Source organism: Thioclava sp. 'Guangxiensis' (assembly GCF_045348365.1).
Classification (GTDB): domain Bacteria; phylum Pseudomonadota; class Alphaproteobacteria; order Rhodobacterales; family Rhodobacteraceae; genus Thioclava; species Thioclava kandeliae.
Genome location: NZ_CP155823.1, coordinates 778741 through 797500 on the forward strand (window position 1 = coordinate 778741; position 18760 = coordinate 797500).

The 18760-nt window shown below is 60.8% G+C and carries 19 protein-coding genes and 1 pseudogene; 16 read left to right on the top strand and 4 right to left on the bottom strand.

Annotated elements, in window-relative coordinates; all coding sequences use genetic code 11:
• The first annotated feature begins 96 nt into the window (after positions 1–96).
• The 10 genes and pseudogenes from ABEB22_RS17095 to ABEB22_RS17140 form a co-directional block, all read left to right on the top strand.
• Positions 97–930, top strand: coding sequence for a transporter substrate-binding domain-containing protein (locus ABEB22_RS17095; protein ID WP_339115111.1), 834 nt, complete (start codon positions 97–99; stop codon positions 928–930).
• A 93-nt stretch (positions 931–1023) separates the two neighbouring features.
• Positions 1024–1686 carry an amino acid ABC transporter permease gene (locus ABEB22_RS17100; protein ID WP_349295524.1) on the top strand — a complete coding sequence of 221 codons (663 nt, stop codon included), beginning with the start codon at positions 1024–1026 and terminating at the stop codon, positions 1684–1686.
• Positions 1686–2489: an amino acid ABC transporter ATP-binding protein gene (locus ABEB22_RS17105; RefSeq protein WP_339114709.1), complete on the top strand. Its 804-nt coding sequence runs from the start codon at positions 1686–1688 to the stop codon at positions 2487–2489. Before ABEB22_RS17100 ends, ABEB22_RS17105 begins: the two co-directional genes overlap by 1 nt.
• A gap of 24 nt (positions 2490–2513) precedes the next feature.
• Positions 2514–3656 carry an enolase C-terminal domain-like protein gene (locus tag ABEB22_RS17110; RefSeq protein WP_406871194.1) on the top strand — a complete coding sequence of 381 codons (1143 nt, stop codon included), beginning with the start codon at positions 2514–2516 and terminating at the stop codon, positions 3654–3656.
• Between the two features lie 106 nt (positions 3657–3762).
• Entirely contained in the window at positions 3763–5025 is a 1263-nt protein-coding gene (locus ABEB22_RS17115) for an FAD-dependent oxidoreductase (protein WP_349295526.1), read from the top strand.
• An 82-nt stretch (positions 5026–5107) separates the two neighbouring features.
• The gene (locus ABEB22_RS17120) at positions 5108–6103 is read left to right on the top strand and encodes a D-2-hydroxyacid dehydrogenase (RefSeq protein ID WP_349295527.1); all 996 of its coding nucleotides are present in this window, start codon (positions 5108–5110) and stop codon (positions 6101–6103) included.
• Between the two features lie 10 nt (positions 6104–6113).
• Positions 6114–7340: a pyridoxal phosphate-dependent aminotransferase gene (locus tag ABEB22_RS17125; RefSeq protein WP_349295528.1), complete on the top strand. Its 1227-nt coding sequence runs from the start codon at positions 6114–6116 to the stop codon at positions 7338–7340.
• On the top strand, positions 7337–8689 hold the full coding sequence (locus ABEB22_RS17130) for a hypothetical protein (protein WP_339114704.1): 1353 nt from the start codon (positions 7337–7339) through the stop codon (positions 8687–8689). Before ABEB22_RS17125 ends, ABEB22_RS17130 begins: the two co-directional genes overlap by 4 nt.
• Before the next feature lie 19 nt (positions 8690–8708).
• On the top strand, positions 8709–10355 hold the full coding sequence (locus ABEB22_RS17135; RefSeq protein ID WP_349295529.1) for an NAD(P)/FAD-dependent oxidoreductase: 1647 nt from the start codon (positions 8709–8711) through the stop codon (positions 10353–10355).
• A gap of 23 nt (positions 10356–10378) precedes the next feature.
• Positions 10379–10569, top strand: a pseudogene (locus tag ABEB22_RS17140) (transposase); the annotation flags it as partial.
• Positions 10570–10611: 42 nt separating this feature from the next.
• On the opposite strand, the gene ABEB22_RS17145 reads toward ABEB22_RS17140, so the two are convergent.
• From ABEB22_RS17145 to ABEB22_RS17155, 3 genes are read right to left on the bottom strand one after another with little or no spacing between them, the layout of a single operon-like run.
• On the bottom strand, positions 10612–11103 hold the full coding sequence (locus ABEB22_RS17145) for a nitronate monooxygenase (protein WP_349295530.1): 492 nt from the start codon (positions 11101–11103) through the stop codon (positions 10612–10614).
• Positions 11104–11132: 29 nt separating this feature from the next.
• Complete coding sequence (locus ABEB22_RS17150) at positions 11133–11258, bottom strand: hypothetical protein (protein ID WP_339114701.1); 126 nt, start codon at positions 11256–11258, stop codon at positions 11133–11135.
• A 28-nt stretch (positions 11259–11286) separates the two neighbouring features.
• The gene (locus ABEB22_RS17155; protein WP_349295531.1) at positions 11287–12021 is read right to left on the bottom strand and encodes a class II aldolase/adducin family protein; all 735 of its coding nucleotides are present in this window, start codon (positions 12019–12021) and stop codon (positions 11287–11289) included.
• 176 nt (positions 12022–12197) lie between these two features.
• Here ABEB22_RS17155 and ABEB22_RS17160 point away from each other — a divergent pair, with 176 nt between their 5' ends.
• The 6 genes from ABEB22_RS17160 (at position 12198) to ABEB22_RS17185 (ending at position 17785) form a co-directional block, all read left to right on the top strand.
• Positions 12198–12578: a hypothetical protein gene (locus ABEB22_RS17160; RefSeq protein WP_339114699.1), complete on the top strand. Its 381-nt coding sequence runs from the start codon at positions 12198–12200 to the stop codon at positions 12576–12578.
• Positions 12575–13432, top strand: a complete 858-nt coding sequence (locus tag ABEB22_RS17165; RefSeq protein ID WP_349295532.1) for an alpha/beta hydrolase — start codon at positions 12575–12577, stop codon at positions 13430–13432. Before ABEB22_RS17160 ends, ABEB22_RS17165 begins: the two co-directional genes overlap by 4 nt.
• Before the next feature lie 11 nt (positions 13433–13443).
• Positions 13444–14589: a muconate/chloromuconate family cycloisomerase gene (locus ABEB22_RS17170; RefSeq protein ID WP_339114697.1), complete on the top strand. Its 1146-nt coding sequence runs from the start codon at positions 13444–13446 to the stop codon at positions 14587–14589.
• 458 nt (positions 14590–15047) lie between these two features.
• Positions 15048–15506, top strand: a complete 459-nt coding sequence (gene aroQ / locus ABEB22_RS17175; RefSeq protein WP_349295533.1) for a type II 3-dehydroquinate dehydratase — start codon at positions 15048–15050, stop codon at positions 15504–15506.
• Positions 15499–16326 carry an amidohydrolase family protein gene (locus tag ABEB22_RS17180; protein ID WP_339114695.1) on the top strand — a complete coding sequence of 276 codons (828 nt, stop codon included), beginning with the start codon at positions 15499–15501 and terminating at the stop codon, positions 16324–16326. The genes aroQ and ABEB22_RS17180 overlap by 8 nt, the downstream gene beginning before the upstream one ends.
• A gap of 127 nt (positions 16327–16453) precedes the next feature.
• Complete coding sequence (locus ABEB22_RS17185) at positions 16454–17785, top strand: MFS transporter (RefSeq protein WP_349295534.1); 1332 nt, start codon at positions 16454–16456, stop codon at positions 17783–17785.
• Between the two features lie 47 nt (positions 17786–17832).
• Here ABEB22_RS17185 and ABEB22_RS17190 read toward each other — a convergent pair whose 3' ends face one another.
• Positions 17833–18375 carry a GNAT family protein gene (locus tag ABEB22_RS17190; protein WP_349295535.1) on the bottom strand — a complete coding sequence of 181 codons (543 nt, stop codon included), beginning with the start codon at positions 18373–18375 and terminating at the stop codon, positions 17833–17835.
• Positions 18376–18760: the final 385 nt, after the last annotated feature.

The following is an 18760-nucleotide window of genomic DNA, read 5'->3' on the forward strand; positions in this document are numbered from 1 at the left end:
CGGTCATATCTTCATCTTTAGTGGCATTTTTTGCCCTCTATTTAATCATGATCAAAAGCCATGGGAATTGTCACCAACAGGACAAGGAACGACGAGATGATGAATCGACGGAGATTTGCCACCGTGCTTGGCGCAAGCGCGGCCGGTGCTCTGGTTGCCGGTAAGGGTGCGTTTGCTCAAGGGCAAAGTTCGCTCGAGCGAGTTAAGGCATCGGGCGTGCTGCGTATCGGCGGCATTGCCGACGGAGCGCCCTATTATCAAAAGGGCGTCACTGACGGAAAATGGCGCGGTTTCTATATCGATATCTGTCAAAAGCTTGCGGATGATCTGGGTCTAAAGCTCGATATCACCGAGACGACATGGGGCAATTCGGTATTGGAACTCCAAGCCAACAAACTTGACGTCTTCTTTGGCCTTAACCCGACCCCCGAGCGTCAGAAGGTGATCGATTTTTCGGGACCTGTTTTCAAGAACGCGTTTTCGCTGGTGACGAAAAAGGGTGTCGAGGGCAAAACCTGGAAAGACTTCGACAAGGCAGAACTGTCGATTGCAGTGGATGCAGGCTCCTCGCATGATGCGGCTGTTACCCGCCATCTGCCCGATGCAAACGTCGTTCGCTTGAAAACGCAATCCGACGCGACTGCCGCCGTCATGACCGGTCGTGCCGATGCCCAATGTCTGGTGCTTATTCTGGCACTGGCACTGGTGTCGAAAAATCCCTCGATCGGCACCTTGGTGATCCCTGATCCGGTCGATTCCACGACGTCGAATGCAGGTTACCGCCGCGAAGATGATACCTCGTGGCAGGACTTCGTGAATGCGTGGATCGAAGAACATCGCGAGAATGGCTTCGTCAAGGACGCGATCATCAAGAACATGGGTCTTGTTGGTGTCACCGAGAAAGACTTCCCGCCCGGCTTCAGCATCTAAGCATAATTGTTCTTCCCGTCGCATCTGGCGGGAAGAACACGGCCGCGTCGTGGTCAAACGCCTGTCTGTCAACGGGCTTTATCGGAGAATGACATGTATCAGTGGGATTTCAGCATTCTATGGACCTACCGCTGGCTCTTTCTGGAAGGTCTTGGCATTACCTGCGCCCTGACGGTTGCCGTGGTGGCCGGAGGCCTTCTGGTCGGATTGCTGGGCGCGGGCGGAATGCTGCTCAAAAACCGCTTTGTAAACGGTGTGTCTATCGCAGTGATCGAGCTGTTTCGCTGCACGCCCATCCTTGTGCAACTGATCTGGTGCTATTACGCATTGCCGATCCTGACGGGCTTGGAGCTGACCCCGATTACGGCCTCGATCCTTGCTTTGTCCTGCTATGGCGGTTCGTTCTATTCCGAAATTATCCGCGGCGGGGTGCTTTCGATCGATACGGGGCAGAATGAGGCAGGGCTTGCACTTGGTATGACGCCCGCCCGCACGATGCGCCGGATCATCCTGCCACAGGCAGTCCGGCGTATGGTGCCCGCGCTCATGAACCAGTCGATTCTGCAGTTCAAGAATACGTCTTTGGTATCTGTTCTGGCTGTACCCGACCTTGTCTATCAGGGGCAGATCGCGGCGCATGACAGCTTCCGCCCTCTGGAAACCTATACTGCCGTGGCCGCCGGTTACTTCATAATCTTGCTGCCGCTGACCATCTATGTCCGCCACCGCGAGAAGAAATTCGGGAGTAATCGCTGATGACCGCGTATAGCCGTGTTGCCGCTTCGGGCGACGAGCCGATGATCGATGTCCGCGCCCTGCGCAAAAGCTTCGGGGATCTGGAGGTCTTGCGCAATATCAACTTTACCGTCGAGCCGGGGGGGGTGGTTGCGCTGATCGGGCCATCGGGTTCAGGAAAATCGACCCTGCTGCGCTGTATCAACCTGTTGGTGATCCCCGATGATGGTGCCATCCGCGTTGGCGAGACCGCGTTCAGCTTCGGCCAGGGCGCACGTGTTCCCCGTGCCAAAGCCCTTGCGGCGTTTCGGGCACGCACGGGCATGGTCTTCCAGAGCTTCAACCTGTTCGGTCACCTGACCGTGCTGGAGAATATCATCGAGGCCCCGATGCAGGTGCGCAAGATGTCGCGTGACCAAGCCGAAAAGCTGGCGATGGCCCAGCTTGAGAAGGTAGGGCTTGCAGATCGGGCCCGGCAGATGCCTAACACCCTGTCCGGTGGTCAAAAGCAGCGCGTCGCCATTGCCCGCGCCCTTGCGATGGAGCCGGAGGTGATGCTCTTTGACGAGGCAACATCGGCGCTAGATCCCGAACTGGTAGGTGAGGTTTTGGCCACCATGAAGGAACTGGCGCGTGAAGGTATGACGATGGTGATCGTCACCCACGAGATCGCCTTTGCACGGGAGGTGGCGGATCGCGTCGTCTTCATGCGTGACGGGGTTGTTGTCGAAGACGGGCCTGCGCGGCAGGTGATCGATACACCGCGGGAAGAGGCGACCCGTAATTTCCTTTCGCATTTTCATGCAGAACAAAAGAAAGACTGACCGATGACGGTTCTGGAACAGATGATGGCGCCCGATACGCGCTCCGACGATACGATTGCGACGTTGAACCTTTATCTGATCGAAAGCCCGATCATGATGGCGCGCCAGCAGGGCGTGGGGGATGTGAAAGGCACTGTCAAACGTGTGCTGCTGCGTCTGGTCTCGAAGGACGGAATCGAAGGCTGGGGCGAGGCTGCGCCGTGGGAAGTGTTCACCGGCACATCCGAGGCGGCCTTTGCCGCAATAGACGTTTATCTGCGCGAGCTTGTGATCGGCTGGCCGCTGTCGAATATCCGTGGACTGATGGCTGCGATGGACCGTCGGATTATCGGTCATGGCGAGGCAAAGCTGGCCATCGAGATGGCGATGTTCGACATTCTCGGCAAGCGCTCGGGCCTGTCGGTGGCAGAGCTTCTCGGTGGACGGGTGCGGGATACGATCCCGCTATCCTTCTCGATTGCGGATCCAGATTTCGATGCGGATATGGAGCGCATGAAGAAGATGGTGCCCGAGGGGAACACGATCTTCAAGGTCAAGACCGGCGTGAAACCACATGCCGTCGATATGGCGCATCTTGAGGCGATGCGCTCGGAATTTGGGGACAGGATCGACCTGCGGCTTGACTATAATCAGGCGCTTGCGCCCTTTGGTGCCATGGCGACCCTGCGCGATGTCGCGCAATTCGCCCCGACGTTTATCGAGCAGCCCGTTCCAAGAGACGCCTTGGCGGCGATGGCCAGCTTCCGTGAAAAGCTTGATGCGCCGATCCTTGCGGATGAAAGCTGTTTCGATGCGCACGATCTTCTCGAGGTCATACGCATGAAAGCCGCCGATGCGATTTCGGTCAAGCTGATGAAAGCGGGTGGCCTCTTGAAGGGGCAGGGGATCATGGCGATTGCCGATGCCCACCGACTGCCCGGCTATGGCGGCACTTTGTGGGAAGGCGGCATCGCTCTTGCGGCTGGGACGCAGTTTATCGCCGCGACGCCCGGCATGTCATTGGGGTGCGAATTCTACATGCCCCATCACGTTCTGACCGAGGATGTGCTGGAAGAGCGTATCCCCAATCAGGCAGGTGCGGTGGTCGTCCCCAAAGCTCCGGGGCTTGGGATCAAGGTGACCGACGCATCGGTTCACGCCAATGCGCGCGTGCTCGCGACGGCCTGACGCACGGAACATTGCATTTATACCGGGATCCGGTGGCCTGTGCCGCCGGATAACGACACCGGCTGCCTGAAGGCAGGCGCGTCATTCAAGAAGGATCGCTCGTGCGATGGAACATCAAAAGCATATCGCCGTCATCGGAGGTGGGATTATCGGAGCCTGCACTGCGCTTGAACTGGTCGAGCGCGGCTACCGCGTAACGATCCTCGAGCCGGATCAGCCTGGCGGTCCGCAAGCCGCAAGCTATGGCAACGGTGCCTTCATCTCGCCTGCATCCATCATTCCGATGTCGGTTCCGGGCCTGTGGCGCAAAGTGCCGGGGTATCTTTTCGACCGCAACGGCCCGTTGTCTATTGAACCGCTTTCCCTGCCGCGTCTGATGCCATGGCTGTGGCGCTTCCTGAATGCGGGTCGTACGCAGGCAAAGTTACGCTACACCGCCCGCGCGCTGAATGCTTTGCTGCAGAATGGTGTCGCGCGGCATCAGGCTCTCGCCCAGAAGATCGGTCATGCCGATCTGATCCGGCAGGACGGTCTGCTGTATGTCTTTCCCGACCGCGCAGCCTTCGAGGCCGAAACAACGACATGGTCCTTGCGCCGCGAGTTGGGCGTGAACTGCCGCGAACTCGGGCATGCCGAGCTCAAAGAGCTGGAGCCGACCCTGTCCGACCATTACCGCTTTGGTGTTCTGGTCGCTGAGGGGGGGCAATGTACCGATCCGGGCCGGTATACGGCGTCGATAATCGCCTATGCACGCAAGCTGGGTGCAGACTGTGTCACGCGTCGCGCAACCGGTATCGTGCAGGAAGGCGGACAGGTGACGGGAGTCCGTCACGAAGGTGGAGTCCTAGCCTGCGATATGGCCGTCGTGGCAGCGGGCATCCATTCCGCCGACATCGCGCGAAGCGTGGGCGACAAGGTCCCTCTCGAGGCCGAAAGGGGCTATCATATTGAGGTCGTCGATCCAAATGTGACCCCGTCCCGTCCGGTGATGCCGAGTGATGGCAAAATGGCTAACACAATGGTGGCGGGCCGGCTGCGTGCCTCTGGGCAGGTCGAGCTGTCATCGACGGAGGCGCCGCCCAACTGGCACCGTGCGGATGTGCTACTCGGGCATCTGAAGGCGACCTATCCCGACCTCAAGGTGACGGAAGGCGCATTGAGGCGCTGGCAGGGCAACCGCCCCTCGACGCCCGACGGTCTGCCGGTGATCGGTCCCTCGCGACGCTGTTCAGGGCTTTTTCATGCCTTCGGTCATGGCCATGTCGGGTTGAATACCGCACCAGCGACGGCCCGATTGCTGGGCGATCTCCTTGAAAACAAGCGGCCCGAAATAGACGCCGCTCCCTATTCCATCAGCCGCTTCGGCTAATACCCAAACCAAAAACAAACCTCCCAACAGGCTACGCGCGTCGTGGCCCGATCTCTCGCACCTTTCTGAATGGAGTTCTGCAATGACGGACCATAGCCCCATCACCGCTCTAATCCCGCCGATGGACCAGATCAAAATCTGTTTCGCCCATGGCGCCTATGACATGAAACCGATCTTTGCCCGTCAGGCGCCGGGGATCGAGACCCTTCAGGTCAGCACCTATGACGACCTGCTGAAAGTGATCCCCGACGTCGATGTTCTGGTGACCTCGATGATGTGGAAAAACGACCTGCTTCCCCATGCCAAACGATTGAAATATCTGCAGTCTGTCAGCTCGGGCACCAATCAGTATGACAAGGCGGGTTTTGCCGCGCAGGGCATTCGTCTGGCCTCGGGGCAGGGCGTGAATATGAATGCAGTCTCCGAACATGCCATTGGCTTGATGCTGTCTTTGACCCGCCGCCTGGCCACAGCGCGCGACAACCAGCACAAGGCTTTCTGGCGCCCCGAGCAACGCGACCCGATGCTGCGGGAGGACGAGCTTCCGGGAAAAACCATGGTGATCGTCGGCACCGGCGGCATCGGTGACCGGATTGCCAAGATCGCAAAAGCTTTCGATATGAAGGTCATCGGCGTGCGTCGTGATCCGGCCAAGGGCCGTGGCCATGCCGATGAGGTCCATGCTTTCACCGACCTCAAATCACTTCTACCGCAGGCGGATGTGCTGGTGCTAAGCTGTCCGCTGACCGAAGAGACCGCCAATATCATCGACGCCGAGGCGCTCGCGCTTCTGAAATCCACGGCGCTTCTGATCAATGTGGCACGGGGCGGCTGTGTCGATGAGGCGGCGCTGACCAAAGCACTTGCCGAGGGCAAGATTGCTGGGGCGGGGCTGGATGTTTTTGCCGCAGAGCCGCTGGCCGCCGAGAGCGCGCTTTGGAAGATGGAAAACGTTGTGGTCACGCCGCATACCGCAGGCGAAACCCGCCGCTACGAGCTGAATGTGCTGTCGCTTCTTGAACAGAACCTTGAACGGCTCTGGGATGGTCGCAGCGACCTGGTCAACCAGATCGTCTGAGGATTGCTCGATGCTTGATACAGAACCCACCTTCCGCCCCGCCAAACGGCTGGCCGCGCAGAAAGTCTCGGAAATTCTTCAGATCGGCGCAAGGGCTTCCGAGCTGAAGGCCCAAGGCCATCCGGTCATCGTGCTGGGCGCGGGCGAGCCCGATTTCGCCACGCCCGACAACGTCATTGAGGCCGCCCATCGCGCGGCCCTTGCCGGCCAGACGGTCTACACCCCCCTTGCCGGCACCCCCGCCCTGCGTGCAGCCATCGCGCAAAAGTTCAAACGCGAGAACGGGCTCGATTACAGCCCCGCCGAGGTGATCGCCACCGCAGGCGCCAAGCAGGTAATCTTCAACGCCTTCATGGCAACCCTCGATGCGGGCGACGAGGTGGTGATCCCCACGCCCTATTGGACCACCTATTCCGCGATGGTCGATATCTGCGGCGGCGTGCCGGTGACGGTGCAATGCTCGGGCGAGACTGGCTTCAAGCTGACGCCCGAACAGCTGGAGGCGGCAATCACGCCCAAAACCCGCTGGCTGATGCTGAACTCGCCCTCCAATCCGACAGGCGCCGCCTATAGCGTGGACGAGACGCTGAAGCTCTTGGAAGTGCTCGAACGTCATCCGCATGTCTGGCTGCTCTCGGACGAGATCTACGAGCATATTGTCTATGATGATTTCGCCTTTGTCAGCCCCGCCGCCCTGTCACCCGCGATCAAGGCGCGCACGCTGATCGTGAATGGCGTGTCCAAAGCTTATGCGATGACCGGCTGGCGGTTGGGCTATGGCGCAGGCCCCGAGGCGCTGATCCGTGCAATAACCGTGGTGCAGAGCCAGTCTACCTCGAACCCATGCTCTATCGCACAGGCGGCGGCGCTCGAGGCACTGACCGGCCCGCAAGACCTTTTAGCCGAACGCTGCGCAAGCTTCCGCGCCCGCCGCGATCTGGTGGTTGATGCGATCAATGCGATCGAGGGGCTTTACTGCCGCAAACCCGAAGGCGCCTTCTACGCCTTTGCCAGCTGTGAAGGGCTGCTTGGCTCTACCACGCCCGAAGGCAAAACGCTGAAAAGCGACCGCGATTTTTGTGCGTGGCTTCTGGAAGCCGCCCATGTCGCCATGGTGCCCGGTGCGGCCTTCGGCCTGTCACCCTACTTCCGGATCTCCTATGCGACCTCCGAGGCCGAGCTGACCGAGGCCATGGCCCGCATCACCAAAGCCTGTGCGGGGCTGGTCCGGCCATGAGTATCGCGCGCCCTGCAACCCTCGGGCTTGGGGTCTGGCTGCAACTGGGGCTTCTGGGCACGCTAATTGCGGGTGCGGTCTTGGGGTTGTCGCAGCTCAAGGCGCTTTCGGGGGCCTTGGCCGTGCTGTGGATTGCCACCCAATGGGGGCGGCTTCTGCCTCTGGCGCGGGTCTTTGCAGGGCTTGCCGGTGCGGCTTTGCTGTGCGTAAGCCTGCTTACCCCAGAACGGGCACCTGCGCTTTACACGGCGGTGATCCAAGGCACGGGCTTCGCCGCGCTGATGATGGTGCTGGGGCTTTTGCGCCAGCCTGTCAAACGTGCCGCGATCACGCAGGCCGCCGCGCGGACGCTGCTTTCGGTGCCGCCCAAGCGCCGCTATGGAGCGCTTCTGGTGGGCGCGCAATTCATGGCGCTGATGTTCAACGTGGGTATTATCGCGATGATCGGCGATCTGACGCGCCGGTCCGAGAAGGACGCGGACGGGGCTGCGGCCATGGTGATCGCCGCCATGCGCGGCGCGGCGCTGGTGTCGATTTGGTCGCCCATGTCCTTGGGTTTTGCCATTGTCACCGCAGGGGTGGCGAATGTCCCTGCGCTGCCCCTTGTCGGTCTGGCCTTCTGTTTTACGGTCGCTGTGATGGCAGTGACCACACGCTTTCCGCTTCTGCCCGCAGCCGCGCGCTTGGGCGGCGCTTCCACCGACACCCGAGACCCGCGAGCCATAGCCGCTGTTCTGGCTATTGCCGCAGCGCTTCTGGGGGCCTCTATCGCGCTGCACCATACCAGCGGCCTCAGTTTCACGCTTTGCGCGGTGATTGTGCTACCCTGTTTCGCATTTCTCTGGCTTGCGCTCGAGACGGAGGCGGGACCGCAGCGCTTTACCCAGGCCCTGGGTGCCCTTGGCGATCTGCGCAATGAGGGCGCGCTGTTTCTTTCGGCCAATGTCATCGGAGCGGCACTGTCGCTGGCGATCCAGTCGAGCCCGCTTTGGGCGGTTCTGTCCGGCGCCGGTTTTGCCAGCCTGCCCACGCTGCTGATCCTGCTGGTGCTGATCCCGCTGGCTGCCGCCCTCTATCTGCCAAATTCGATCATGGTGGTGCTGGCGGCGCAAATCTTCGGTGCATCGGCGCTCGGTCAGGCGCATCCGCTTGCGCTTGGTCTGACACTGTGTATCGGTTGGGCACTGGCGATCTGCGTCAACCCGATCAGCGCGATGAACCTGATCGTCGCGCGGTTCTGCAATGTCTCGGCCGCGCATGTGGCCCATCGCTGGAACCTGCGGTTTGTGCTGGTTTGTGGCGCGATGGGGGCTTGCCTGATCGCCCTTGTCTATTCCCTTGGCGGCTAAAACCCGAACGGAGATCTTCATGAAAACCCTCAGTGCTTTCGGACCCGATTTCCCCTTTGCCTATGACAGCTGGATCAGCCATCCCGCAGGGCTGGGCAGCCTGCCCGAGGCAAGCCTTGGCGCGGAAGTCGCCGTGATCGGCGCAGGCGCTGCGGGGATCATCGCAGCCTATGAGCTGATGAAACTGGGCCTGAAACCGGTGATCTATGAGTCCGCGCAATTCGGCGGGCGGCTCCGCTCGCAGGTCTTCGAGGGCAGCGATGGTGTGGTGGCCGAACTGGGCGGGATGCGCTTTCCGGTCTCCTCGCGCGCTTTCTACCATTATCTGGACCTCATGGGGTGCGAAACCGCCCCCTTCCCGAACCCGCTGACCGATGCTGCCGGTTCGACCGTGATCGATCTTGAAGGCGAGACGCATTTTGCGCGCTCCCTCGACGATCTGCCACAGATCTACCGCGAGATCGCGCAGGCCTATACCAAGGCGCTGGAAGACCAGTCGGATTTCAAGGCCCTGCAAGAGGCCGTGCGACAGCGCGATACCGCCGCGATCAAGGCGCTCTGGGATCCGCTGGTTGCGCAATGGGACGAGCGCACCTTCTATGATTTCGTCACCCATTCCGAAGCCTTCCGCGCGCTTGATTTCCGCCATCGCGAGATGTTCGGGCAGGTGGGTTTCGGCACTGGTGGCTGGGATAGCGATTTCCCCAATTCGATGCTGGAGATCTTGCGGGTGAACCTTCTGGAGCTCGATGACCACCAGCGTTATGTGGTAGGTGGGGTCGAGCAGCTATTGCACAGGCTCTGGCGGGCCACGCCTGAATGCGCGCATTGGCCGGAGGGCACCTCGCTATCCTCGCTTAATGGCGGCGCGACCCGCTCGCGCGTGACCGCGCTGTCGCGGGCGGGCAAGGACATCCTGCTGCGAGATCAATGGGGCAATGAGACGCTTTATGCTGCGGTGCTCAGCACTTGCCAGACCCATCTTCTGACCACCGCGATCGAGGTCGAGGAGAGCCTCTTTGACCAGAAGCTATGGATGGCGCTCGACCGCACCCGCTATATGCAGGCGGCCAAGACCTTCGTTATGGTGGACCGTCCCTTCTGGAACGATACAGATGCGACGGGCAGGCCCGTCATGTCGATGACCCTGACCGACCGTCATACCCGTGGCACCTATTTCTTCGATAACGGGCCGGATAAGCCCGCCGTGATCTGTCTGAGCTATTCGTGGATGACCGACGCGCTGAAGGTGCTGCCGCTTCCGGCCGAAAAACGGGTGGATCTGGCGCTGAAGGCGTTGGCCAAGATCTATCCCGATGTCGATATCGCCTCCCATATCCGCGGCGCGCCGATCTGCGTCAGCTGGGAGGCGGACGAGAACTTCCTCGGCGCTTTCAAGGGCGCTTTGCCCGGTCATTACCGCTATAACCACCGCATCTATGGCCATTTCATGCAGGAGCATATGCCCGAAGCCCAACGCGGGCTGTTTCTGGCCGGCGACGGTGTCAGCTGGACGCCCGCATGGGTTGAAGGTGCTGTCCAGACCGCGCTGAATGCGGTCTGGGGCATCATGACGCATATGGGAGGTCAAACCCTTGTCACCAACCTCGGGCCGGGAGACCTTTATCCCCAACTTGGTCCTGCCAAGCTGCCCGACGCGCCATGAGGAGACAATTTGCGAAGATTGCTATTTATCAGGGATCGCCTTGGAAAAACGGCTATGAACAGAGCTTCAACGCCAGGCTTCACGACGAACTGCTGGATGGGGAGGTGTTCTGTTCGGTTCAAGAGAGACCCAGATCCTAATCGAACGCTGGCGCCAGCAGTACAACACGCTGCGCCCGCAGAGTTCCCAAGGCGATCGCCCACCAGCGCCCGAAAGCATCGTGCCCATAGATCAAAGGCCCACGATGCACTAACTTTCAAACCGGACCGCCCAAGTGGCGCAGACCATTCTGCGCCTCTCGTGCAGCTGGTCCTGAAACAAGGGGCCGGTAGGCTTCGAACTCACTGCCCCCGGCCTCTTCCCTTTCAAGGATTCGACCGACCGTGGCGTTCATCATGACTCGGCGGTGGTGATTGAAAATGCGGTGGATGATCCGTGTGTCGCTGCCGTCGCTGTCAATCACGCGCTGCTTCAGCCCGGGATGCAGAACGGATTCCCTCGCCGCCATCATGCGGGTTCCGACAAGACCCCCCGCTGCGCCGAGTGCGAGGGCGGTAAGTATTTGGCTTCCATGCCCTATGCCGCCGCCCATGATCACGGCAACCGGAAGAGCGCGGAGTGCCGCGGCCGTTTGGACAAACCTTCCCATAAGCTCGGTGCCCGGATGGCCGGTGGCCTCGGCACCGATCAGAATGACGGCGTCCGCCCCCATGCGCGCGGCCGAGAGCGCATGGCGTGTGGTGGGCACCTTATGTAAGACCTTAACTCCCGCAGGTTTCAGGAGCTCCAGCAATTCGGCAGGTCTGCCGCCACCAGTTCGGCGCGGCCCAGTCCCATCATGCCGCCCATAAGGATAGGGTAAGTCAGGGACAGTTCCTGCGTGAGCCAGCTCCGGTAGTGCATTGCGATCTCTCCCGTCAGGGTGCGCGCCTTAGAGGCGGTAATCCGTGCCCTTGCCCTGGATCGAGCGCAGATGGGCGTCCCATTCAAGGGTCAGATCACCGTCATCCTCCAGCATCTGCACGGTCTGCTGATAGACGTGATCGGCCATCGCATCATCGATGAGGCGCAACGGGCGCCCCGACGAGGTGGCCGCGATCTGGATCTCGCAGGCGCGCTCGAGATAAAACATGTTGGAGAACATCTCGGCGGCCGAGCGCCCCGTAGCGATCAGCCCGTGATTGCGCAGCACCAGAACCGGATGGGTGCCGAAATCCTGCACGATCCGCTCACGTTCCGCCAGATCCAGCGCAATGCCCTCGAAATCATGATAGGCGATACGGTTGTGGAATTGCAGCGAGATCTGGTTGAGCGGCATCAGCCCCTCTTCCATGCAGGACACTGCGACGCCTGCGCGGGTATGGGTATGCATGATCCATGCGGCATCATGGCGGTTCATATGCACCGCCGAATGGATGGTGAACCCCGCCGGATTGACCCGGTGCGGGCTGCCATCGACCTTGTTGCCCTCGGTGTCGATCTTCACCAGCGAGGAGGCGGTGATCTCTTCCCAGAGCCAGCCATAGGGGTTGATCAGGAAATGCCCTTCCTCGTCCGGCACACGGGCGGTGATATGGGTATAGATATGGTCAGTCAGCCGGTGCTTGGCGGCCAGCCGGTAACAGGCGGCCAGATCCTCGCGGGTCTTTTTCTCTTCGGGGGACATGGAGCCTGTCCTTACTCTTATGGGCATTGGTAGGGTGGCCAGTTTTAGGCCCCTATGGCCGATCTTCAAGTGTGGTGGTTGCCTCGATGTCGCGGTATCAGTCGATACCCCCGCCGGTATTGTCCGCTGTCCCGTTATCCCCGAACCTGTGGCCCAAGCACTTTCGAGGAGGGGATATGATAGAGACTCTGCAAGATATGGCGCGGCGGCACAACGCCAGCCCCCATCTGATGCGCTTGGGCGCACTGTTTTCGGAAACCGTCCTGCTAGAGGTGGAAGGCGAGGAGTTCTACCTGAGCTTCGAGAAGGGCTCTTTGGTCAAGATCCAGCCGGGGCCCTCGAAGAAAATCCCCTATCGCTTCGCGTTCAGCACCGATCGCGCGGCGCTGGATGAATTCTGGAAGGCCCGCCCTGCGCCCGGATTCCACGATATTTTCGGTCTGGTGAAGATCGGTCGTGGCCGGATCACCGGCGATATTCTGGCGCTGGTAAAGAATCTGCGGTTCTTCAAGGAATTCATGGCGCTACCGCGCCCCACCGAGGGAATAAAGCTATGAGTATCGAAGCCATCACTGGCCGTTATGTGACGGTCACACTCTCGGACGGGACTAACCGCCGGATCTATTTCGAAGAGGCAGGGAAGGGGGTGCCCGTGCTCTGTCTACACACGGCGGGCGCGGACACCCGCCAATGGCGCCATATCATGAATGATGCCGAGATCACACGCGATCACCGCATTATCGCGTTTGACATGCCGTGGCATGGTAAATCGCTGCCGCCCGAAGGCTTCCAGACCGAGGAATATCTTCTTACGACGGAAGCCTATATCGAGACCATTCTCAAGGTCGTCGAAGCCTTGGGGCTGGAGCGGCCCGTGTTGGCGGGCACCTCGATGGGCGGGCGGATCGCTTTGCAGCTGGCGGCGCTCCATGCCGATACCTTCGCGGGCTTCATCGCCATTGAAGCCTCGGATTTCCAGCCGGCATGGTATGATATCGACTGGTTCCACCGCCCCGATGCGCATGGTGGCGAGATGGGAGCTGCGCTGGTCTCGACCAATATCAGCCCCTTCGCACCGCTCAACGAGCGCTGGAATACGCTCTGGATGTTCCAGCAATCGGGGCCGGGCGTGTTCCGTGGCGATCTGAGCTTCTACACCAGGGATGACAGTCTGATCGGGCGGTTGAAGGATATCGATACCGAGAGGACACCGGTGCATATCATTGTCGGTGCCTATGATCTGACCTGCACCCCCGAAGATGCCAAGCGCACCGCCGCTGCTATCAAGGGTGCGACGCTTGCCGTCATGCCCGAGGTCGGCCATTTCCCGATGTCCGAACATCCCGATGGCTTCCGTCCGTTCTTTGTCGAGGGTCTGGCCAAAATGCGCCAGCCGGTGCCTGCGCAATAAGGAGAGGCTTGATGGTAACGATCGACAAGATCACCACCCGCATTCTGGATATTCCGACCATCCGCGGCCATGTGCTGTCGGTCACGACCATGCTCTCGCAGGCGCTTGTGCTGGTCGAGATGCGGTTCTCCGACGGGTCTGTGGGCATTGGCGAGGGGACGACGATCGGCGGGTTGAACTATTGCGCCGAAAGCCCCGAAAGCATCCGCTCGGCCATCGATACCTATCTGGCACCCGCGCTGATCGGGCTCGATGCCGACAACCTGAATGCGGCGCGGGTCCTGATGGAAAAGGTTGCCAAGGGAAACCCGATCGCCCATTGCGCGCTGGAGATGGCGCTGTGGGACGGGTTCGCGCGCAGGCGTGATATGGCGGTGCACGAGATGCTGGGTGGTGCGCAGCACAAGGCGCTTCCCTGCGCGTGGACGCTTGCTTCGGGCAATAGCGAGATGGATATCGCCGAGGCCGAGGAAATGCTGGCAACCCGCCGCCACCGGATCTTCAAACTGAAGATCGGCAAGCGCGACGTGGCAGGGGACGTGGCCCATGTCGCGGCCATTGCCAGAGCGGTGGGCGACCGTGGCGAGGTGCGTGTCGATGTCAATCAGGCATGGAGCCTGCAAGACGCCCGCTATGGCTGCCGTGCCCTGCAGGAGGCTGGTGTGACACTTATCGAACAACCGCTGCGGATGACGGATGTCGAGGGAATGGCAAAGCTGACCGAGGGCTTCGAGGTGGCGATCATGGCCGACGAGGTGCTGCAAGGGCCGCTTGATGCCATGCGTGTCGCGCGGGCAGGGGCGGCCGATGTCTTCGCGATCAAGATCGGACAATCGGGCGGGCTGTTGCGCGCCTCCGAGGTGATGTCCATCGCGCAGGCTGCCGGCATCGCGCTTTACGGGGGCACCATGCTCGAAGCGGGGGTCTCGACCGCCGCGGCCATGCAGCTCTTCTCGACCGTCGAGCAGATGCGCTGGGGGACGGAACTGTTCGGGCCGCTTCTGCTGACCGACGAGATCCTGCAGACGCCGATCGAGTATAAGGATTTCATGATCCATCTGCCGCAGGGCAAGGGGCTCGGTGTCGATCTCGACCCCGAGCAGGTCGCGAAATATGACCGTGACAATGGTCGGACCGCTTTGCGCGTCTCTGGCTGAGCCCCATTCCTCATGGTTATGGAGGCTCCACGCTTTTCCAGCGCGGGGCCTTTGCCGTTAGATAGACCGTTTGTCTCACTTAACTGTGAATTCCAGTCATATATTGGCAAGCCTGTTCCCTCTGCATATTGGACAAGCTCTTAAAACTTTACAATCAAATCAATCCTTCGCTTGCAGGATGCTCCGAATGTCTCTCGGCTAGGCTGAATTAAATATAACTTGTGGGTTATGATCTCGGGGGCATTCGGTATTTGTATGCCCGAGATGTGCCAAATATAGCTGGGTTGCCCGAAAGAGGAACGGGCTCTTTCGGGACGGGAAGAACGTGGCGCTGGAGGGCGCTTACAGATCGAGGAGGGTGCGCCGCGACGCGGCGGATCATTGGGAGGAGCAGGGCTGTAGACGGGGAAACCCGCCGCGAGAGCTTCTCCCGCCGGATAACCGGCGAAGGAGGTATTATGCCCAAGGCAATTCATATTCAGGTGCTCAACGGGCCCAATCTCAATCTGTTGGGCATGCGCCAGCCGGAATATTACGGCCATGACACACTTGCCGATATCGAGGCGAATTGCACCGCATTGGCGCAGACCGCTGGCGCGCGGATCGGGTTCTTGCAGTCGAACCATGAAGGCGCGCTGATCGATGCGATCCATGAGGCGCGCGGGGTATCGGAGGCCATTGTCATCAATCCCGGCGCCTATAGCCACAGCTCGGTGGGCATTCTCGACGCCCTCAATGCCTTCGAGGGTCTGGTCCTAGAATGTCATATATCGAATATCCACCAGCGCGAGAGCTTCCGCCATCATTCCTTCATCAGCCAGCGTGCCGATGGCGTAATTGCGGGCTTCGGCATTCAGGGCTACGAGCTATGCGTCCTGCGTGCGATGGCGGTGCTGGGGGCCAGGGTTGATGCCTGAGGCCGGATTGATCGACTGCCATCTGCATATTCTTGACCCCGCGCGTTTTCCCTATCATCCGCAGGCGCCCTATCATCCCGAAGGTGCCGAGGTCGGCACGCTTGCGCAATTGCGCGCGGTCTTTGCGGCCCATGGTGTCGAACGCGCGCTTCTGGTGCAGCCCACTTCGGGCTATTTCACCGATAATAGCGCGCTGCTGGAGGCGATCGCGCAATCGGGCGGGCTCTGGCGCGGAATTGCGATGGTATCGCCCGATATGTCGAGCGAGGATCTCGCCGTGCTTAAGGCGCAAGGCGTGGCGGGCGTGGCCTGCATGATGGCGATGGGGCCGGTGGATGTGCCCGCATGGTGCGCCATGGCCAGCCGTCTGGCCGATCTCGATATGGTGCTCGATATCCAGTTTGCGGGCGAGGGTATTTTCGATGCGCTGCCGATCATCGCGGCAAGCCCCGCGCAGGTGGTGATCGATCATTGCGGTCGCCCCGATCTGGATGCGGGGCTCGATGCGCCAGCGTTCAGGGCCCTTCTGGGGTTGGCCGCGCGCGAACGGACTGCCATCAAGATCTCGGGCCAACATAAGTTTGCGCCGTTTCCATGGCCGTTTGAAGCTGCTGATCCGTTCATCGGGGCACTGATCGCGGCCTTCGGGCCGGAGCGCTGCGTCTGGGGGTCGGACTGGCCGTTCCTGCGGGTGCCGGAGCGGGTGGATTACGGCCCCCTGCGGCCCTTGGTGGAACGCTATTTCCCCGATGAAACGGCGCGTCGCCAGGTGCTGCGCGACACTGCATTACAGCTGTTCTGGGGTAATTCGCAGCTTTGACCGCGAACCGCTGCCGTCACTTGCGTCGGAGGCGGTTGTGACGGGTGGCCGATAGGAATATGCGCGGAGCTGACCGACCCGCCCGGCACTGTGCAGGCACATCCGCCACAGGTCCAAGGAGGAGAGAATGGATACAACAACCAATATAGAGGTAGAGGCGCCCGCGCCCACATCCGCCAATTCCCGAAAATCCGCAGTCGCGGCATGGATCGGATCAGCGCTCGAATATTATGACTTCTTCATTTATGGCAGTGCGGCGGCACTGGTGTTCAACCATATCATCTTTGCGTCCGATGATCCCGCGCTGGCCACGATCCTGTCGCTGGCAACATTCGCCATCGCCTATATCGCCCGCCCGCTCGGGTCGTTCATGATGGGCTATATCGGCGATGTCTTCGGGCGTAAGACGGTCATGCTGCTGACGCTCATGGGGATGGGGGTCTGCACGTTCCTTATCGGGCTGCTGCCGACCTATGAACAGGTGGGTGGCTGGGCGCCGGTAGCTCTGGTCTTCCTGCGCCTGTGTCAGGGGCTTGCGGTCGCGGGCGAAGGGGCAGGGGCGAGCTCCATGACGCTCGAGCATGCGCCGCATGGACGCCGTGCCTTCTTCTCCAGTTCGACAATGGCGGGGACGCAGGCGGGTCAGGTGCTCGCGGTGGCAGTGTTCCTGCCGATCTCGGCGCTGCCCGAAGAGGCGCTGTTCAGCTGGGGCTGGCGGGTGCCGTTCCTGCTGAGCGTCGTCGTGATGGCCATCGCATGGTGGATCCGTCGCGCCGTGCCCGAGCCGGAAGTGTTCGAGGACCGGCAGACCGGGAGCGGAAAGACGGAAAACCCGCTGCGGGTGCTGATCCGTCTGGGCTATCTGCCGGATGTGCTCAAGGTGCTCTTCGCCGCTTTCGCCTCGATCACCTCCACCCTTTCGGCCATCTATGGCCTCAATTTCGCGGTGCAGACCATGGGGGTCGAGCGTTCGACGATGCTCTGGGTGATCGTGCTGGCCAATATTGTTGCCATCGTCGCGATCCCGCTCTGGGCGCGTCTGGCCGACCGTATCGGACGGCGTCCGGTTTTCATCCTTGGGACATTGGGCTCTGCGGCGCTGATCTGGCCGTTCCTGTGGTCGATCGCACAGCGTGATGTGCCGATGATCTTTGCCAGTGGGATCCTGATGTCGGGCGTGATCTACGCGGCCTATTCCGGCTCGGCCTATGCGATGTTCTCCGAACAGTTCGAGACGCGGGTGCGCATGTCGGGCACGGCAATCGGGACGCAATTCGGTTTCGCGCTTGGCGGTTTCGCTCCGACCATCGCGACCATGCTGGCGGGGCCGCATCTCGATAACTGGGTCCCCGTGGCCATCATGGCCTCCGTCACCGGGCTCATCGCGACCGTGGCGACGCTGCTGATGCGGGAGACGCACGCCCTCGAGATACAGGAGCTGGGCCGCCTGCCACGCTGAGGGCTGAATTAAAGACTGGAGGGAAGAGGGGGCGCGTGCCCCCTTTTTCATGTCTTTCGGTCAGCGGCGTGGGCGCGATACTCCTGTTCGAGAAGCGCCATGATATGGTCATCATGCCATTGCCCGTCGATCAGGGCCGATTCCCGTTCGGTGCCCTCATACCGGAAACCGCAGGCTTCGTAGCAACGGATGGCGCGTGTATTGAAGGGCAGCACCCGCAGGTCGATCCGGTGCAGCCCCTGCGTCCCGAAGGCGTGATCCAGAAAAAGGCGGAGTGCTTGCCGTCCAATGCCACGGCCCATATGGCGGGGATGGTAGAGCTCCATAGCCATCCGCCCGCGGCGGTCATGGGGATTAAGCGTGTCGAAGCGGATCTCGCCGACAAGTTCGCCGCCGAGGAGGATCACCTGTCCATGGGGCTGGAGCTGGAGGCGGTGGAACCAGGCTTCGGCCTCTCCGGCAGTGAGTTCCGCGCGGCTGCGGACCGACGCGCCCGCCATCCGGCTGATCTCCTCCGAGATGCCGAGCGTCGCACGGGCAGAAATATCGCAAAGAAGCGGGCGGCGGAGCGCAACGGCAGGAGATGTCATGTGATCGATGTCTGTTCCGGATGGTGGTGGGTTTATGATTGGCGTTCATGTTTTGCGGTTTCAAGACGGAGATGACGTGAACCGGGCCTCTGGGGGGCATTGTCTTAGGTGGTGATTCCGGTGTGTCGGTGTGGCGGGTGTGTCAGGATGGTGGCTGTGTCATAAAACTGATCGAAATAACTATATACATATCAGTATGTTATTTGAATTTTTGTATGAATTTATGATTTTCGTTGAAAAAGGGGTTGCGGTGTTTGGGTGTTGTCCGTAAATACCGCTTCACCGCAGCGGCAGACGACGCAGCGGGGCGCGGAGGCCGCGGCAGACGGGATCGAGAGAGACGGTTTGGGGCGGTTGAAGCGATAGACATTCGGAAGATGAGGTT

Bases quoted from the DNA above. Each gene is read 5' to 3' on its own strand.
- ABEB22_RS17120 (WP_349295527.1), top strand. From the start codon at position 5,108: ATGACGGACCATAGCCCCATCACCGCTCTAATCCCGCCGATGGACCAG.
- ABEB22_RS17170 (WP_339114697.1), top strand. From the start codon at position 13,444: ATGGTAACGATCGACAAGATCACCACCCGCATTCTGGATATTCCGACC.
- ABEB22_RS17160 (WP_339114699.1), top strand. From the start codon at position 12,198: ATGATAGAGACTCTGCAAGATATGGCGCGGCGGCACAACGCCAGCCCC.
- ABEB22_RS17180 (WP_339114695.1), top strand. From the start codon at position 15,499: ATGCCTGAGGCCGGATTGATCGACTGCCATCTGCATATTCTTGACCCC.
- ABEB22_RS17155 (WP_349295531.1), bottom strand. From the start codon at position 12,021: ATGTCCCCCGAAGAGAAAAAGACCCGCGAGGATCTGGCCGCCTGTTAC.
- aroQ (WP_349295533.1), top strand. From the start codon at position 15,048: ATGCCCAAGGCAATTCATATTCAGGTGCTCAACGGGCCCAATCTCAAT.
- ABEB22_RS17100 (WP_349295524.1), top strand. From the start codon at position 1,024: ATGTATCAGTGGGATTTCAGCATTCTATGGACCTACCGCTGGCTCTTT.
- ABEB22_RS17135 (WP_349295529.1), top strand. From the start codon at position 8,709: ATGAAAACCCTCAGTGCTTTCGGACCCGATTTCCCCTTTGCCTATGAC.
- ABEB22_RS17190 (WP_349295535.1), bottom strand. From the start codon at position 18,375: ATGACATCTCCTGCCGTTGCGCTCCGCCGCCCGCTTCTTTGCGATATT.
- ABEB22_RS17115 (WP_349295526.1), top strand. From the start codon at position 3,763: ATGGAACATCAAAAGCATATCGCCGTCATCGGAGGTGGGATTATCGGA.
- ABEB22_RS17165 (WP_349295532.1), top strand. From the start codon at position 12,575: ATGAGTATCGAAGCCATCACTGGCCGTTATGTGACGGTCACACTCTCG.
- ABEB22_RS17095 (WP_339115111.1), top strand. From the start codon at position 97: ATGATGAATCGACGGAGATTTGCCACCGTGCTTGGCGCAAGCGCGGCC.
- ABEB22_RS17185 (WP_349295534.1), top strand. From the start codon at position 16,454: ATGGATACAACAACCAATATAGAGGTAGAGGCGCCCGCGCCCACATCC.
- ABEB22_RS17150 (WP_339114701.1), bottom strand. From the start codon at position 11,258: ATGCACTACCGGAGCTGGCTCACGCAGGAACTGTCCCTGACTTACCCT.
- ABEB22_RS17125 (WP_349295528.1), top strand. From the start codon at position 6,114: ATGCTTGATACAGAACCCACCTTCCGCCCCGCCAAACGGCTGGCCGCG.
- ABEB22_RS17130 (WP_339114704.1), top strand. From the start codon at position 7,337: ATGAGTATCGCGCGCCCTGCAACCCTCGGGCTTGGGGTCTGGCTGCAA.
- ABEB22_RS17105 (WP_339114709.1), top strand. From the start codon at position 1,686: ATGACCGCGTATAGCCGTGTTGCCGCTTCGGGCGACGAGCCGATGATC.
- ABEB22_RS17110 (WP_406871194.1), top strand. From the start codon at position 2,514: ATGGCGCCCGATACGCGCTCCGACGATACGATTGCGACGTTGAACCTT.